Source organism: Solidesulfovibrio carbinoliphilus subsp. oakridgensis (assembly GCF_000177215.2).
Classification (GTDB): domain Bacteria; phylum Desulfobacterota; class Desulfovibrionia; order Desulfovibrionales; family Desulfovibrionaceae; genus Solidesulfovibrio; species Solidesulfovibrio carbinoliphilus.
The window spans coordinates 2,811,033-2,826,527 of the sequence record NZ_CM001368.1 but is presented as its reverse complement, the minus strand read 5'-3'; the positions used below and the strand labels follow the sequence as shown (position 1 = coordinate 2,826,527).

17 protein-coding genes are annotated in these 15,495 nt (G+C 68.0%); 13 read left to right on the top strand and 4 right to left on the bottom strand.

Going from position 1 to position 15,495, the window contains the following annotated elements:
* Window positions 1–106 precede the first annotated feature (106 nt).
* From DFW101_RS12320 to DFW101_RS12305, 4 genes are all read left to right on the top strand, one after another.
* Window positions 107–1,228, top strand: coding sequence for a glycosyltransferase (locus DFW101_RS12320; protein WP_009181855.1), 1,122 nt, complete (start codon window positions 107–109; stop codon window positions 1,226–1,228).
* Between the two features lie 229 nt (window positions 1,229–1,457).
* The gene (locus tag DFW101_RS19090; RefSeq protein ID WP_232286010.1) at window positions 1,458–2,246 is read left to right on the top strand and encodes a radical SAM protein; all 789 of its coding nucleotides are present in this window, start codon (window positions 1,458–1,460) and stop codon (window positions 2,244–2,246) included.
* The gene (locus DFW101_RS12310) at window positions 2,128–4,143 is read left to right on the top strand and encodes a ribonucleoside triphosphate reductase (protein ID WP_232286237.1); all 2,016 of its coding nucleotides are present in this window, start codon (window positions 2,128–2,130) and stop codon (window positions 4,141–4,143) included. The genes DFW101_RS19090 and DFW101_RS12310 overlap by 119 nt, the downstream gene beginning before the upstream one ends.
* A gap of 245 nt (window positions 4,144–4,388) precedes the next feature.
* Window positions 4,389–6,515 carry a methyl-accepting chemotaxis protein gene (locus tag DFW101_RS12305; RefSeq protein ID WP_009181852.1) on the top strand — a complete coding sequence of 709 codons (2,127 nt, stop codon included), beginning with the start codon at window positions 4,389–4,391 and terminating at the stop codon, window positions 6,513–6,515.
* Window positions 6,516–6,633: 118 nt separating this feature from the next.
* Here DFW101_RS12305 and DFW101_RS12300 read toward each other — a convergent pair whose 3' ends face one another.
* On the bottom strand, window positions 6,634–7,470 hold the full coding sequence (locus tag DFW101_RS12300; RefSeq protein ID WP_009181851.1) for an XRE family transcriptional regulator: 837 nt from the start codon (window positions 7,468–7,470) through the stop codon (window positions 6,634–6,636).
* A 142-nt stretch (window positions 7,471–7,612) separates the two neighbouring features.
* On the opposite strand from DFW101_RS12300, the gene DFW101_RS12295 reads away from it, so the two are divergent.
* The gene (locus DFW101_RS12295) at window positions 7,613–7,867 is read left to right on the top strand and encodes a Mor transcription activator family protein (RefSeq protein ID WP_009181850.1); all 255 of its coding nucleotides are present in this window, start codon (window positions 7,613–7,615) and stop codon (window positions 7,865–7,867) included.
* 111 nt (window positions 7,868–7,978) lie between these two features.
* Here DFW101_RS12295 and DFW101_RS12290 read toward each other — a convergent pair whose 3' ends face one another.
* The gene (locus tag DFW101_RS12290) at window positions 7,979–9,994 is read right to left on the bottom strand and encodes a PAS domain-containing hybrid sensor histidine kinase/response regulator (RefSeq protein WP_009181849.1); all 2,016 of its coding nucleotides are present in this window, start codon (window positions 9,992–9,994) and stop codon (window positions 7,979–7,981) included.
* Window positions 9,995–10,157: 163 nt separating this feature from the next.
* Window positions 10,158–10,505, bottom strand: a complete 348-nt coding sequence (locus DFW101_RS12285) for a hypothetical protein (protein ID WP_009181848.1) — start codon at window positions 10,503–10,505, stop codon at window positions 10,158–10,160.
* A gap of 170 nt (window positions 10,506–10,675) precedes the next feature.
* Here DFW101_RS12285 and DFW101_RS12280 point away from each other — a divergent pair, with 170 nt between their 5' ends.
* From DFW101_RS12280 to DFW101_RS12265, 5 genes are all read left to right on the top strand, one after another.
* Entirely contained in the window at window positions 10,676–10,921 is a 246-nt protein-coding gene (locus DFW101_RS12280) for a hypothetical protein (protein WP_009181847.1), read from the top strand.
* A 1-nt stretch (window position 10,922) separates the two neighbouring features.
* Window positions 10,923–11,198, top strand: coding sequence for a hypothetical protein (locus DFW101_RS12275; protein ID WP_009181846.1), 276 nt, complete (start codon window positions 10,923–10,925; stop codon window positions 11,196–11,198).
* Window positions 11,188–11,457, top strand: a complete 270-nt coding sequence (locus DFW101_RS12270; RefSeq protein WP_009181845.1) for a hypothetical protein — start codon at window positions 11,188–11,190, stop codon at window positions 11,455–11,457. The genes DFW101_RS12275 and DFW101_RS12270 overlap by 11 nt, the downstream gene beginning before the upstream one ends.
* A 55-nt stretch (window positions 11,458–11,512) precedes the next feature.
* Window positions 11,513–11,635: a hypothetical protein gene (locus DFW101_RS20180; RefSeq protein WP_009181844.1), complete on the top strand. Its 123-nt coding sequence runs from the start codon at window positions 11,513–11,515 to the stop codon at window positions 11,633–11,635.
* A gap of 152 nt (window positions 11,636–11,787) precedes the next feature.
* Window positions 11,788–12,534: a terminase small subunit gene (locus DFW101_RS12265; protein WP_009181843.1), complete on the top strand. Its 747-nt coding sequence runs from the start codon at window positions 11,788–11,790 to the stop codon at window positions 12,532–12,534.
* Here the strand turns inward: DFW101_RS12265 and DFW101_RS12260 are convergent.
* Window positions 12,438–12,803, bottom strand: a complete 366-nt coding sequence (locus DFW101_RS12260) for a hypothetical protein (protein ID WP_157137640.1) — start codon at window positions 12,801–12,803, stop codon at window positions 12,438–12,440. The genes DFW101_RS12265 and DFW101_RS12260 overlap by 97 nt on opposite strands.
* Window positions 12,804–12,926: 123 nt before the next feature.
* On the opposite strand from DFW101_RS12260, the gene DFW101_RS12255 reads away from it, so the two are divergent.
* The 3 genes from DFW101_RS12255 to DFW101_RS12245 all read left to right on the top strand — a co-directional run bounded on the left by DFW101_RS12255 (window position 12,927) and on the right by DFW101_RS12245 (window position 15,439).
* Window positions 12,927–14,396, top strand: coding sequence for a terminase large subunit domain-containing protein (locus tag DFW101_RS12255; protein ID WP_232286007.1), 1,470 nt, complete (start codon window positions 12,927–12,929; stop codon window positions 14,394–14,396).
* Window positions 14,393–14,665 carry a hypothetical protein gene (locus DFW101_RS12250; RefSeq protein ID WP_009181841.1) on the top strand — a complete coding sequence of 91 codons (273 nt, stop codon included), beginning with the start codon at window positions 14,393–14,395 and terminating at the stop codon, window positions 14,663–14,665. The genes DFW101_RS12255 and DFW101_RS12250 overlap by 4 nt, the downstream gene beginning before the upstream one ends.
* A gap of 291 nt (window positions 14,666–14,956) precedes the next feature.
* Window positions 14,957–15,439 carry a periplasmic heavy metal sensor gene (locus DFW101_RS12245; protein WP_009181840.1) on the top strand — a complete coding sequence of 161 codons (483 nt, stop codon included), beginning with the start codon at window positions 14,957–14,959 and terminating at the stop codon, window positions 15,437–15,439.
* The last annotated feature ends 56 nt before the right edge of the window (window positions 15,440–15,495 follow it).

Here is a 15,495-nt window from a genome sequence, read left to right as displayed (position 1 = left end):
ACCGGCCAGGGCGGGGAGGGCGGCCTCTGGCCTGATTGTTGCTTTCCTTCCTGGCGCGGCAATTTCTGCACCGCCGCGAGCCGCACCTCTGGGAGGCGAGACCGCCATGACCAGCCCACCCGTCCCCGACTCCAGGCTTTCCGTGTCGGAATTCCTGCGCTGCCACCTGATCAGCCGCGATCCGCTCATCATCATCTCCTACGGCCTGCCCCTGGGCGCGCCCATCCAGCTTTCCCCCTACCTGGCCGACCGCAAGGCCTATTTCCTCATGGGCAACTGGTGGTCGCTGCTGGACCGCAAGCTCCTGGTCCATGCCAAACACTTCTATACCCTCATGCGCGACCGGTATCCCCGCCACGAGTTCCTCTTCCTGACCAACGCCCGGGAAGAGGACGCCATGCTCGAGCAGATCGGCCTGCCGCACTATTTCTGCCACCACAATGCCTTTCTGGACGAGAACATCTTCCGGCCCCTGCCCGGGGTGGCCAAGACCCTGGACGCCGTCTACACCGCCCGACTCCTTCCCTTCAAACGCCATGCCCTGGCCCGGCGCATTCCGTCCTGGGGGCTGGCCTACTACTTCGAGCCGGGCGAGCGGCAAAAGCAGCAGGCCTACCTCCGCCATCTGCGCAAGACCATGCCCGGCATGGTCTGCTGCAACCATGACCCCGCCACCGACGCCTACGCCCGCCTCGACCCCGAGGCCATGTGCCGGACCTACAACTCGGCCCGGGTGGGCCTTTGCCTATCCCAGGTCGAGGGGGGCAACTACGCCACCACGGAATACATGCTGGCCGGACTGCCGGTCGTGTCCACGATCAGCCAGGGCGGGCGGGACCACTTCCTGGACCCCGACATCAGCCGCATCGTCGAGCCGAACGCCGTGGCCGTGGCCGAGGCGGTGGCCGAGCTTGTCGCCCGCCACATCCCGCCGCGCACGGTCCGGCTGCGGGCCCTGGTCAAGATCCGGGAGCAGCGGCAGGATTTCATCCGCCTGATCGAGGCCATCCTCGACCGGGAGGGCTGCCACGGCGGGTTCGCGGACCGCTTCGAATCCGTGTTCACCAACAAGATGCTGACCTATCCCGGCACGCCGGAAGCGTTCCTGGCCGCCCACGGGCTCCTGCCCGAGGGGGCGGGCCCCCGGGGCACGGGGCCCGTTTCGCCGGCGATCCAGGCGGGCGGTGCGTCACGGTCCGGCGGACATCCTTCTCGACCAGCCCCGTGACCCGGTCCCGGCCCAGACGGCCTGGCCGGGGAGGCGAAAAAAGATCGCCCGGCCCGGCGCGGCCTTGCCGGGATTCCCCGGGGCAGGGAGAGCCGGCCCCTTGCAATCGGGCGGGGCCGGGGTATGACGGCTTCAGGTTTCGGGGGTGTCCGACGGGTTCCCTTGCCGGTCCGCCGGGGCGGGGCTGGGCCTGACGTACTTTTTAACATGCTGGTATTGTAAGAAAAAAATGAGTTGTTCTCCTGCCTGGGAACTCGTTCGCGGCATCGAGCCCCTGTCCCTTTGCGACTGGCCGGGGCGGATTTGCGCCGTGCTTTTTTTCGGCGGCTGCGACTTGCGCTGCCCCCACTGCCACAACGCCGCCCTGGCCTGGCGACCCGAGGGCCAGCCGGCCCTCGCCGCCGCGTCCGTACGCCGGTTCGCGGCCTCCCACGCCAAATGGCTCGACGGCATCGTCCTCACCGGCGGCGAACCCACGCTCGCCCCCGGACTGGCCGATTTCGCGGCCGAACTGGCCGCTTTCGGGCCGCGCGTCCGGATTGATTCCAACGGCATGCGGCCGGACGTCCTGGCCGCAGTCCTGGTCCGCCATCCGGACGCGCATTTCGCCGTGGACGTCAAGGCGCCGTTTGCCAAATACGGACCGGCCACGGGCGGGGCCGTGACCCCGGAGGCGGCGAGAGAGCGCCTTTTGGCGGTCTTCGCCCTGGCCGCGCGCCATCCGGGGCGCTTCGCCTTTCGCACCACCCTCGTTCCCGAACTGGCCGAGGCCGACGTCAGGGAGATCAGGGAGGCCCTGCCGCCGGGTTGCTCGCATACGGTCCAACCCTGCAACACGGTCACGCGCATCGGGGAGGAGAGGCGGCATGCCCAAGCAGATTCGAAAACGCGACGGGTGTCTGGAAACGTGGTCCACCCAGCGCATCGCCCAGGCGATCCTCAAAGCCCTCAAGGCCAGCGGCATCCAGGACCCGCTCCTGGCCACGCGACTGGCCCACAAGGTCGAATGCAAGCTTGAGGACGAAGACGTCCCCGAACAGGAGCGCGTCCAGGACGCGGTGGAGCTCGTGCTCATGGAATCGCGCCTTTTCGGCGTGGCCCGGCGCTACATCGTGTACCGCGAAAAGCGCCGGGAGCTTCGCGAACAAAAGGCCGCCTTCCTCGACATCGCCGACGTCATCGACACCTACATCGCCAAGACCGACTGGCGGGTGGCGGAAAACGCCAACATGAGCCATTCCTTCCAGGGGCTCATGCTCCACCTGTCGGGCACGGTCCAGGCCCGGTACGCCCTCGGCAAGTATCCCCAGGAGGTCCGCGAGGCCCACGACCACGGCTACTTCCACCTCCACGACCTGTCGTTCGGCCTGGCCGGCTACTGCGCCGGCTGGAGCCTGCGCGACTTGCTTCTCGAGGGCTTCAACCTGCCCGGCCGGTCCTGCGCCGGCCCGCCCCGCCACTTCGACACGGCCCTTGGCCAGATGGTCAATTTTCTCGGCACGCTGCAAAACGAGTGGGCCGGGGCCCAGGCCTTTAACAACGTGGACACCTACCTCGCCCCCTTCGTGCGCGAGGACGGGCTCACCTCCCGCGAAGTCCGGCAGGCCATGCAGAAATTCATCTTTAATCTCAACACCACCTCGCGCTGGGGCGGCCAGAGCCCCTTTACCAACCTGACCTTCGACCTGGCCCCGCCCAAGCACCTGGCCAAAGAGGCCGTGATCCTCGGCGGGGAGATGCGGGACGCGACCTACGGCGAGTTCGGCCCCGAGATGGCCATGATCAACAAGGCCTTTCTCGAAGTCATGGCCGCCGGCGACCACCAGGGCCGCATTTTTTCCTTTCCCATTCCGACCTACAACGTCACGCCCGATTTTCCGTGGGATACCGAGATCGGCACGCTCCTTCTGGAACTGACAGCCAAGTACGGGGCCCCCTACTTCCAGAACTTCATCAATTCCGACCTGTCGCCCGAGGACGTCCGTTCCATGTGCTGCCGGCTCCAGATGGACCTGCGCCAGTTGCGCAACAAGGTCGGCGGGCTCTTCGGGGCCGGGGATCTCACCGGCTCGATCGGGGTGGTGACGCTCAATCTGCCGAAGCTGGCCTTCCTGGCCCAGGGCGAGGAGGATTTCCTCGATCTTTTGGCCGAGTACGCGGAACTGGCCAAGGACGCCCTGGAATTCAAGCGCAAGATGATCGGCGACAACCTGGAGCGGGGGCTTTTCCCGTGGACCAAGCGGTACCTGACCAACGGCTTCAGGGGGCATTTTTCGACCATCGGCCTGGTCGGCGGGCATGAGGCCTGCCTGAACCTCCTTGGCAAGGGCATCGAGACCGAGGCGGGCCTGCGGCTCATGACCCGGGCCTTGAACCATTTGCGCGCCGTCACCGCCCGCTTCCAGGAGGAGACCGGCAACCTCTACAACCTGGAGGCCACCCCGGCCGAGGGCACGAGCTACCGGCTGGCCAAGATCGACAAGGCGCTCTACGCCGACATCAAGGCCTCGGGCAACGGCACGCCGTACTACACCAATTCGACCACGCTGCCGGTCGGGCACTCGCGCGACGTGTTCTACGCCCTGGAACACCAGAACAAGCTCCAGCCGCTCTATACCGGCGGCACGGTCTTCCACACCTACCTGGGCGAAGCCGTGGCCGACACCGAGGCGCTCAAGGCCTTTATCGTCAAGGCCCTGACCCTGACCAAAATTCCGTATCTGTCGATCACGCCGACCTTTTCGGTCTGCAAGACCCACGGCTACATCAAGGGCGAACACCACCAGTGCCCGGACTGCGGCGCGCCCTCGGAAGTCTTCACCCGCATCGTCGGCTATTACCGGCCGGTGTCGCTGTGGAACAAGGGGAAACAGGCGGAATACGCTGAACGCCTGACGTACGACGAGCTCTGCTGAGCGTGCAGGGGAGGGCGGCCGATTGCAAGGCGGGTGTTTTGGCCTCTGCCTTTTTTGTTTTGTTATCAACACAACGACGGCCTCTCGGAAACAGCATGCCTCTCGGCGCAGTTGCGCCAATCCGCCGGGACAACGCCTCTCCGTTGTGCCAGCCACCTGTGGACAGCCTCCCCGTTCCATGAGAAAATCAGTATCCGCCGTTGCGTTCCCGCGGCTCCACAGGCAACCCGTCAGGAGGGAACGGTATGCGTCTGTCGCTTCGCGCCAAATTTTTCACCCCCATCCTCGGCATCGTCCTCCTCGGCATGGCCGCCCTGGTGTTCTTCAACGACCGCGCGGCCAAGTCCGCGTTGCGGCACGTCGAAAGCCAGTCCATGTCCCTCTTGTCCCAGGCCCTGGCCAAGGACATCACCGGCACGGTCAAGGCCAACCTCAAATGCCTGGCCAGTTTCGCCAAGACGCCGCTGCTCGTCGGCGCGGCCACGGGGGAGGACACCGCCGCCGCCAACGCGCTCCTCGCCACCCTGTCCAAAGGCATGGCCGGAGCGGATTACGCCAACGTCTTCAATGCCCAGGGCGTCTCGACGGCCTCGTCCAACGCGGGCTCGGTCGGCAAAATCCAGGTCGCCGACCGCGACTATTTCGCCCTCGCGACCAGGGAGAACAAGACCGACATCGTGTCCAAGGCCATCGTCAGCCGCACCACCGGCCGGGCGGCCGTCGTCCTGGCCCAGCCCCTGCGCGACGCCTCGGGCCGGCTCGTCGGCGTCCTCAACGCCGGCATGGACCTCGATTCCCTGACGGCCGACCTGTCGGCCACCAGGATCGGCCAGACCGGCTACGCCTATATTCTGGACGCCGGCGGCATGGTCCTGGCCCACCCGGACAAATCCCTGCTCATGAAAACGGACTTCGCCGCCACGGACACCGGCCGGCGCATCCTGGCCGCCACCGGCTCCACCGTCCTTTCCTATACCGATGCCGCCGGGGACCATCTGGCCTCCGTCACCCGCGATCCCGGCACCGGCTGGCTGTTCGTGGTCGAAGCTCCCCTGGCGGAATTTGACGCCTTTGCCGCAGCCGCCACCTGGCAAAGCCTCGCCATCGCCCTGGGCGTGACCCTGGCCATTTTGGCGGCCGTGGCCCTCCTTTTGCGGGTGGCCGTGCTGACAGGGCTGCGCCGCTGCGTGGACTTCGCCGCCGCCGTGGCCCGGGGCGACCTGGACCACAGCCTGGCCATCCGCACCGGGGACGAGTTGCAGACCCTCGGCGACGCCCTTTCCACCATGAGCCACCATCTCAAGGCCAATCTGGCCGAGGCCCGGGCCAAGGGCGAAGAGGCCGTGGCCCAGGCCGACCGCGTGGCCACGGCCCTGGAGGAGGCCAAACACGCCCAGGCCGCGGCCGATACGGCCAAGACACAGGGCCTGCTGTTGGCCGCGGATCGCCTGCAGGGCATCCTGGACGCTCTGGCCGGGGCGGCCTCCCGGCTGGACAGCGAGATCGGCGAGGTCGGCCGGTCCGTGGAGGAGCAGGAGCGGCGGACCGCTGAAACCGCCACGGCCATGGAGGAGATGAACGCCACCGTGCTCGAGGTGGCCAAAAACGCGGCCACCGCCTCGTCCAAGGCCGACGCGGCCCGTAGCCAGGCCGTGGAGGGCCGGGGAGTGGTGGAGAAGTCGCTTGTGGCCATAAGCCGGGTCGACGCCGTCTCCCGCGAGGCCAAGGCCGGCATGGATGCCCTGGGGGAAAAGGCGCAGGCCATCGGCGCCATCATGAACGTCATTTCCGACATCGCCGACCAGACCAACCTGCTGGCCTTAAATGCCGCCATCGAGGCGGCCCGGGCCGGGGAGGCCGGGCGGGGCTTCGCGGTCGTTGCCGACGAGGTCCGGAAACTGGCCGAAAAAACCATGGTCGCCACCAAGGAAGTGGGGGACTCCATCCGGGCCATCCAGGCCGGTGCCCGCGCCAGCCTGGCCAAGGTCGACGAATCGACCCAGGCCGTCGGCCACGCCACCGAACTGGCCGGCGCTTCCGAGGCGGCCCTGCGGGAGATCGTGGCCCTGGTGGACGAGACCTCCTCCCAGGTCCAGGGCATCGCCACGGCGGCCGAAGAGCAGTCGGCGGCCAGCGAACAGATCACCCGGTCCGAGGAGGACGTCCGCCGGCTTTCGGACGCCATCGCCCGGGGCATGCGGGATTCGTCCGGCGTGGTGGAGGACATGGGCCGGCAGGTCGGGGCCCTGGAAGAAATGGTGGCCGCCTTCCGCCAGGAGGGCGGCCAGCCCACGGCCTCTTCGGGCCGGGCCCTGGGACCGGGTACGGCAGCGGCCCTGCCGGCGGCTCCCGGACGTCGCGGCCGGGACTAAGCCCGGCCGCACAAAAAAGCCCCCGCCGTGACGGGGGCTTTTTTTGAGCCAGCGCACGCCGCCTGGGCCGAATCTTATTCCTTTCAGGAATAAACCGTGCCAGACGCTTTCCAGGAAATCAGTCCAGTTCCCGGGCCGACCAGATGCAGCGGCCGATGATCTCGAAGTCGTCGGCGTCGGAGACGAGGAGCAGGTTGGGGTCGTTGTCCGAGGCGATGGCCAGGCGGCCGTCGCGCTCCACCAGCCGCTTGATGTACATCTGGCCGTTGTAGCGAAGGTAGTAGACCTTGTTTTTCACGAACTGCCGGCGGCCTTCGTCGATAAGGACGACGCTGCCGTCCGGGATGGTCGGCTCCATGCTGTCGCCAAAGGCCCGGATGACGGTCATGTATTCCGGATTGCCCTTGGACCGGATCCAGTCGGTGCGAAAGCTCAGGTAGGTGAGTGCCCGGTCCCCGGTCTCGGTGGAGCCGCCGCCCATGGAGCCCGTGGCTTCACGCAACGGCACCTCGGTGTAGGAGGCCTGGTGCACTTCCCGGGCCCGCAGGTCGCGCAGTAGGGATTTGAGGGCCGCGAAATCCGTGGCCGAGGCCTGGGGCCGGCCGGCCGCGTCGCCGCCGTAGAGGGGATCGCGCACGTGGTAGCGTTTGGCCCCGGCCCCTTCGGACACGTAGGCCTGGCTTTCCAGCCGCTCCCGGCCAAGGGCCACCATGTCCTCGTAGGAAAGCTTGAAAAAGGCCGCGAACCGGCGGCGCAGGGCCGGCTTCGGCGCCTGCTTGCCGGCCAGGATCTTGCTCACGTACCCCTGGCTCACGCCGACAAAGGCGGCCATCTCGGCCTGGTTGGCGTTTTCCATGGCCGCCAGGTCCACCAGCGCCTTCCAGAAGCACTGGTCCTCCTCGGTGCGCAGCGGGCCATTTTCGGCCAGACACGGGGGGGGAACGGAGCGTATCATGGGATCCCTTGTGCCCCACAACAGTAGGGAATGTCCATTCCTTTCTTGGAATATTATTCTTGACAAATATTCCAATAAGGAATACTCGTGGGCCCCAGGCAGACCACCTGGAGAGCACCCTCACCCCGTGGAGACGGTCGCGATGCGCGAATACGAATTGGAGGCCAAACTGGCGGAAAGCCTGGGACAGGAGGCGGCGCGGGCCGCGCTCGAGGCCCTCATTGCCGAGTGGGGCGGTTGCCGGCTGGATATTCCAAACGGCACGACCTCGCGCAAAAAACGCCGGGACAACGAAATCCGGCGCAAACACCGGGCCGGGGTGGACATGTTCGCCCTGCGCGACCAGTTCGGTCTTTCCGACCGCCACCTGCGCCGCATCCTCGCGGCCGTCCATTAGGGCCGCGTCTTTCGGACCGCGACCCTACGATCAGTAAAAATACAAACATTCCAGAGTTTTGTTTTCAAAAATCGCAGGCACGATCTTCGAGGCGCGCCGCGAGGGACCCCGCTATTTGGCCAGGGCCCGCTCCATGGCCTCGACCAGTTCCCAGGGCTCGAAAGGCTTGGTCACGTATTCGTCCATGCCGGCATCCAGGCCCCGCTCCCGGTCCGAATCCATGGCATAGGCCGTAAGCGCCACGACCGGGATGGTGGTGGCAATGCCCGGCACCTGGCCGGAACGGATCATGCGCGTGGCCTCCAGGCCGTTTAGACGGGGCATCTGGATGTCCATGAGGACCAGGTCGAAGGGGGACTGGCCGAGCAGGAGCAGGGCTTCCCGGCCGTCGGCCGCGGTTTCCACCGAATGCCCGAGCTTTTGCAGGGCCCGGACCGTGAAGATGCGGTTGACCGGCTCGTCCTCGGCCAAAAGGATGCGCAGGCCGCCGGGTTGCGCCGACTCGGCCACGGTGGCTGGCCGGACCGGGGCGGCGGTCCGGACGGCCTCGGGCAGGCCGCAGTCGAGGGTCAGAGAGAAGGTGCTGCCCCGGCCGGGCTCGGACTCGAGGACGATGTCCCCGCCGAGCATGTTGGCCAGCCGCCGGGCAATGGTCAGGCCCAGCCCCGCGCCGCTGTACTTCTTGGTCAGGTAGTTCTCGCCGATGCCGAACGGCTCGAAAACCGCGGCCTGGGACTGGCGGTCGATGCCGATGCCCGTGTCCGCCACCGAAAAAAGGAGCCGGATCCGGTCCGGCCGGGCCGCCGCGGCCGGACCGCCGCCCGAGGCGTCGCCAAGGCCGATGCGCACGGCAACCGAGCCCTTCTTGGTGTATTTGAAGGCGTTGCTGACGAGGTTGATGAGGATCTGCTTGGTCCGGTTGGGGTCCCCGATCAGGTGGGCCGGCAGCAGGGGATCGAAATGGTAGGAAAAGGTGAAGGACCGTAAAAGGCTCTGGGTGGCGAAATTGCGCAACAGCGGGGACAGCTCGGCCACCAGGTCGAATTCCCGTTCCACTACCAGAAGCCGGCCGGCCTCCACGCTCGACAGGTCGAGCAGGTCGCCGACGATGTGCATGAGCAGCGAAGCCGAGTGTCGGATGACGCCGAGCGATTCCCTGGTCTCGGCGTCCTCGGCCGTGTCGAGCAGAAGCTCGGTCATGCCCAGGATGCCGTTTAAGGGCGTGCGCAGTTCGTGGCTCATGTTGGCCAGAAACTGGGTCTTGGCCACGCTCGCCGCTTCGGCCGCCTGCTTGGAGGCCCGGAGCTCCTCTTCCAGGCGCTTTTGCTCGGTCACGTCGTCAAAGGTCCAGATGACGCCTTCGTCCCGGTTGCTCGGACACACGGTCCTGGCCGACGACCGCACGATGGCCACGCGGCCGTCCTTGCGGCGCAGGCGGTATTCCCCGACATGCATGCCCGTGCAGATCAGATCCCGGCGCGAGGCTTCGGCAAACGCCTGGTAGGCCGCGGCGGCAGGGAAAAGGACGGCGGCATCCCGGCCGATGAGCTCCTCGGCCGGAAAGCCCAGGACTTCGGCCCCGCGCGCGTTGATTTTCTCGATCCTGTGGCCCCGGGCCAGGACCATGCCGACCAGGGCGTTGTCGAAAATGGTCTCCATTTCGCGCAGGGCCCGGGCCAGGGTCAGACGGGCCCCTGTCTCCTCGGACAGGGCCAGGGAATGGGCTTCCGTGCCGGCCGGGGCCCCGGCCGCGTCGCGGCGGACGACGCCGCGCGTGCGCACGGTCACGGGCGTGCCGTCGGCCCGGCGCAGGACCTCCTCCAGGCAGACGGTGCCCGTGGCGGTTTCCAGGGCCGCGAGAAGGGGCCTGCGGTCTTCGGGTTGCCGGTAGAGCGCTTCGCCGGCCGGCCGGCCGAGCACCGCCTCCGGGCCCTCGTACCCCAGAAAACGCGCTCCTTCCCGGGCCATCCATTCCACGCGGTCGGCGGCGTCGGTCCGATAGGCCAGATCGGCCTGGCCGTGGGCCAGGTTCTGGAAGGAGCAGAACGTGGTCGGCAACGCCTCGAGGGCGGGCCCGACGGCAGGCGCTTGGCTGGCGGGTCCGCTTCGCGGAGGGGATGGGTGCATGGCGCTCCTCGCCCGGCCGCCGCGAAGGCTGATTGCCGGTTCCCCGATGCATACCGTCAGGGGAAAGCGCCCGCAAGAAAACTTTCTCGGGGAAAGGAAGGCGAAGATGCCCCGGCGGGCCATGCCCCCCTTGCGCCAGGCCGCACGGCGCCCCGCGACGGGGTCAGGACCTGTCGCGGCGGCGGCAGAACTGGTCGCACAGGTCTTCGGCCCGGTCCAGAATCTCGGCGCAGCCGTTGACCAGATTGTCCACGTAGAGCGCGTTCTCCGTTTGCCGGCATACGGCCAGACAGCCGGCCAGGTCGTTTGGCGGGGAGGAGAGCTCCCGGCGGTACCGGTTGCAGATGGGATCGGACAGGCAGGCATCCGGCGTCGGCAGGGCCGAACAGAAGCCGTAGAAATCCGAGACCGTCATGACCGGGGCGCGGTCCCCGCCGGGTCCCGCCGACGTGCCGGCACAGCCGGCGACAAGGACAACAAGGCCTGCCAGGAAGACCAGTCGCAACCGCATGGCGTTCTCCAGAAAGAAATCGTTTCCCGGACCTTGCCCAAGCCCCGGCCCCTTGTAAAGGCGTTCCCGGCCCGCCTGTCCGGCCGGGCGGACGGAATAATTGTGACACGGACTGTCTGGTCCGTGTCCGCCTTCCATGGTCCTTTCGGAAGAAAGAAGGAGGGCGCGACATGCCAGCCAATGCGACGCTTCCGGTTTTCTCCGCGGATCTCCGCGGCGCGGTCCTTTCCAGTTACGCCAATGTGGCCGAGGACGGGACCATTTGTTTCGTCTCCGACAAAGTCCACCGGGCCTGCCCGGCCTGCGGCACGGTGTTCGTCGGCTCGGCCTGCCGGGCCGCCTTTGCCGGGCCGCCCGCCTGCCCGTACTGCGGCGAGGGCCGGTCCGTGCCGGTCGCGCCCCGGTGGGTGTCCTGACATGGCCCCCCGGCTCGCCTCCCGCAAGTTGCTCGTGGCCGTCATTTCCATCATCGCCGTGGCCCTGAACCGCAAATGGGGCATGGGGCTCGCCCCGGACGAGATCCAGGCCGTGACCGACATCGCCCTGGCCGCCATCGGCTCCCAGGCCGGCATCGACCTGGCCGAGCGGGCCCTGCCGCTCTTGTCCCGGCCCCGGACCTCCCCAGGCCCTGGCAAGGCCGATGTCCCTGGAGACTCCACCGATGTCCCAAGAGGCAACGCCGATGTCTGCTGACGCCCTTTTCCTGCCGGCCTGGATCTCGTTTCTGGTGGGCCTAGTCCTTTTTTTCACCCGCAAGTGGGTGGCCGACGTGGCCCGGTCCATCGACGGCCTGGAAGCCCGCCTGCGCGCCTTTGAAAAGGAGCAGGCAGACGGCCGGGTGGAGCTGGCCCGGGGCTACCCGACCCGGGCCGAGCTCGCGCGGGTGGTCGAGCGCCTGGAAAACCACGCCACGCGCCTGACCATCCTGGAAGAGCGGGACATGGCCGCTTAAGGCCGTCCTTTCCCCGCACGCGCCGCCCGTTGCGGCCAAACCATCGGAGCCCGCCATGCCGCGTACCCCGCTTCGGACCGTCAGCCTCGACGGCCTGCTGGCCTTAAACCCCCATCTCTCCCTGGCCGACATCCTGGCCTTGTGGCACTGGTCCGGCCCGTCCGCCCGGCTCCATTAGTGCCGCCTCCCGGGGGAAAAGGGCGTCATTTCAATAAAAAACCACTACGCATTCAAAAAGATTTCCCTCGAAATGCGCAGGCCCGGATTTCGGGAACGCGACACGGGCCGCCCGAAGGATCGGCCGGCCCAATACCTGACAAGGGAAGGACCATGGCCGAAAACGCGCCACCCACCCGGCTGACCGACAGGCAGCAGCGGTTCGTGGAGGAATACCTGGTGGACCTGAACCCGGGCGCGGCCGCCGTCCGGGCCGGCTACGGCGTGAAAAGCGCGCCCTCCGTGGGCCGGAAGCTGCGCCGCCAGCCACTGGTCGGCGCGGCCGTCGAGGCGGCCATGGCCCGGCGCGGCGAGCGGCTTCGCATCACCCAGGACCGGGTGGTGGCGGAGCTGGCCCGCATCGCCTTTGCCGACATCCGGGACTTCGTGGCCTGGGACGAGGCGGGGGTGACGCTTCGGGCCTCCCGGGAGCTTGGGCCCGAGCAGACGGCCTGCGTGGCCGAGATCGTGGAGAGCCCCGGCAAGACGGGCAAGGGGCTTCGCATCAAGCTCCACGGCAAGACCCAGGCCCTGGCCGCCCTGTCCCGGCATCTGGGTTCGGCCGGCCCTGGAGGGCGCCCGGGGCCGGTCGGACCTGATGGGAAGGACGCGCCGGCTCACGGCCCCCGTCCCCTCATCGTCGTGACCTGCGTGCCCGAACCCGATCCACCCCCGGACGAGGATTCTTCCGGAGACGGTCCGGTCCCATGTTCTGGCCGGAAGGAACCATGGCAACCGGCGCAAACGGCCGGGTCGGGCCGGCCTTACAAAGGCGCTTTGGTGGCGGGCCCGGCCGGGGCGCCGGGTCGGGGGGACGGGGCGGAGGCGGGGAGCCGGCCGGCGTGGGCCACGCGGCAATAGGCGCGAAGGGCCTTGAACTGCTCCTCCGGGATGGCCCCCGTCCCGCCGGACCGGTCGCGCAAGAGGACCATGGCCATCAGGCAATCCGAACTCCGGTCCGCCGGGCCCGGGTTTTTGGCGGCCAAAAGCCGTGCATAGCCGCGCGCGCCTCCCTGGGCCCGGCCGGCCGCCGAACCGGCCCAGACCGCCCCGATGGCCACGGCCGCCGCCAGGACCAGGGCCGCTGTCACCAGACATTTGGGCAGACACTTGGGCAGACATCGTTGCATGGCCATATCCTCCGGGGCGCAAACCGGTTTTGCCCCGGCCTTGGCCATGCCCAAACCGTGCCACAATAAAAGCAATATAAATCGATAAGTTGCCGTTTTTCATTCCAAAAGGGGAACCGCGTTTTGCACCACTCTGGCGATATATCGGCAAATGGGGCCTGGGGCGGGGAGCGCGTGGTGGTCAACTACCGGCCCCAGCCCCGGCAGGCGGCCCTCCATGCCTGCCCGGCCAACGAGATCCTCTACGGCGGCGCGGCCGGGCCCGGGAAAAGCCACGCCCTGCGCTTCGAGGCCCTGCTCATGTGCCTGCGCGTGCCGGGGCTGCAGGCCTATCTCTTCCGGCGCACCCAGCCGGAACTGGAGCGCAACCACATTCTGCCGGCCCTGGCCCAGTTTCCCCGGTCCGTCGGCCGCTACCGGGCTTCCAAGAAGCGGTTCGAGTTCCGAAACGGCGCCAGCCTGGCCTTTTGCGGCTGTCCGCGCGAGGCCGACGTCTTTGCCTACCAGGGCGTGGAGATCCACCTGCTTGTCATCGACGAGCTGACGCACTTCACCGAATTCCAGTACGACTACCTGCGCGGCCGGCTCCGCTGCGCCCTCGCCGTCCCGCCGGCCCTGCGCCACAAAATCCCGGGCGTGGTCTGTGCCTCCAATCCCGGCGGCGTGGGGCATGGCTTCGTCAAGGCCCGGTTCGTGGACTTTGCCCCGCCCCTGACGCCGCGCCGGGCCCCGGCCGAGGAGGGGGGGATGCTGCGGTGCTTCATTCCGGGAAAACTGGCCGACAACCAAATCCTGCTCTCCCGCGACCCGGGCTATGCCCTGCGCCTCGACGCCCTGCCCGAACCCTACCGTTCGGCCTACCGGGACGGGGACTGGGACATTTTCCTCGGCCAGGCCTTTGCCTTTTCCCGGCGGCTGCACGTGGTCAAACCGCGGCCCGTGCCCGAGCACGGGCCCCTGTTCATGACCTTCGACTGGGGCTACGGGGCCCCCTTTTCCGTGGGCTGGTGGTGGGTGGACGCGGACGGCCGGCTCTTCCGGTTTTCGGAATGGTACGGCGCGGCCGGGGGCCCGGGCCGGACGCCGCAAGGTCTGCGCCTGGCCGATTCGGGCATCGCGGCCGGCATCCTGGAGCGGGAGGCCCGGCTCGGCCTCGCCGGCCGGGCCCTCACCCGGCTGGCCGGGCCCGACTGTTTCGCCAAAAAGCCGGACTACCGGGGCGGCGGCCAGGGGCCGAGCACGGCCGAGGTCTTTGCCGGAGCGGGTCTCTTCCTGGTCCCCGGCGACCCGTCCCGGGTGGCCAAGATCCGGCAGTTCCACGAGCGGCTGCGCCCCCGGGAGGACGGGCCGCCCCTGCTCCAGGTCTTCGACACCTGCGAGCACTTCATCCGCACCATTCCCCAGCTCGTGACCGACCGGCGCAACGTCGAGGACATCGACACCACCGGCGAGGACCACGTCTACGACGAGGCCTGCCACGTCTGCATGGCCCGGCCGCTGGCGGCCGGGCAGGCGAAAACGGCCGCCAAGGCGGCGGCCCGCATCATCGACGCGGTCACCGAAAACGGCGAAATCGAGGAGGAGGCCCCATGAATCCGGACCTGTGCGACCTGCTGCGCGTCCTGGCCTGTCCGGCCGTGGCCCTGGTCTTTCTGCTGGTCGGCTGGCGGCTTGGCCGGGAAAGCGCCGGCCGACCCATGTTCGACTATCCGCTGTCTCCTGCCCCGCCGGAAGATGCGGTCCTGGAAGCCGACCCCTGGGACGAGGCCGCCTTCGGGCGCCCGGCCGGGCCGGTGGCGGTGGATATTTTCGAGACGCTTTCCCCGCCAGCCCAGGCCACTCGGGAGGACCTCACTCCGTAAGACCATGGAAAATATAGGAAAGCCTCGGATCGAGAGCGCGTGCGGCAGGTGTATGAAAAAAAGGCACCTTCCCGGCCGCAGCCGGGTCGTGGTGCGCAGCTTCTATGCAGGGAGAGGAGGGCCGGCAGCGGCCAAATTTGGCAACACCTTGTCATGAAAGAATAAAAGAGGATGGCACGAACTCTGCTCTTAGAAGGCAAACGCCGCGACGAGCGCCGGAACCCCCTCCGGCCGGCGGCGGAAAAAGACCTGTTTCGGCTCCGGCCGAAGAACCTCACGGAGGTAGACGACATGAAAGGCAAGACTCTCGGCATCGCCATCACGGCTCTGGCCACCCTGGCCCTGACCACGTCCCTGGCCATGGCCCGTCCCGGCGGCGGGCAGGGCCCCGGCGCCGGCGGCTGCCCCGGCGCCGGCGGCTGCCCCGGCTACGGCGGCGGCATGGCCCAGCTGACCCCGGAAAAGCAGGCCGAATTCCAGAAGCTCCACGACGTCTACGCCGCCAAGACGGCCCAGTTGCGCGCGGACCTCGGCGTCAAGCGGGCCGAACTGAACGCCCTGGCCGTGGCCCCGAATCCCGATCAAGCCAAGATCAACGCCCTGACCCAGGAAATCGGCACCATGATCGGCAAGCTCATGGCCGAAAAGACCGCCTTCCACATCCAGGTGACCAAGGAAATCGGTCCCGGCGTCATGGGTATGGGCGGCATGGGCGGCATGGGCTACCACCGCGGCGGCGGCGCCGGTCCCTGCGGCGGCGGTGGCTGCCAGTAACCTCCGGTCGGGGCCGGCCTGTCGCCGGCCCCGGTCAAACCGTTGTCACGAGGCCT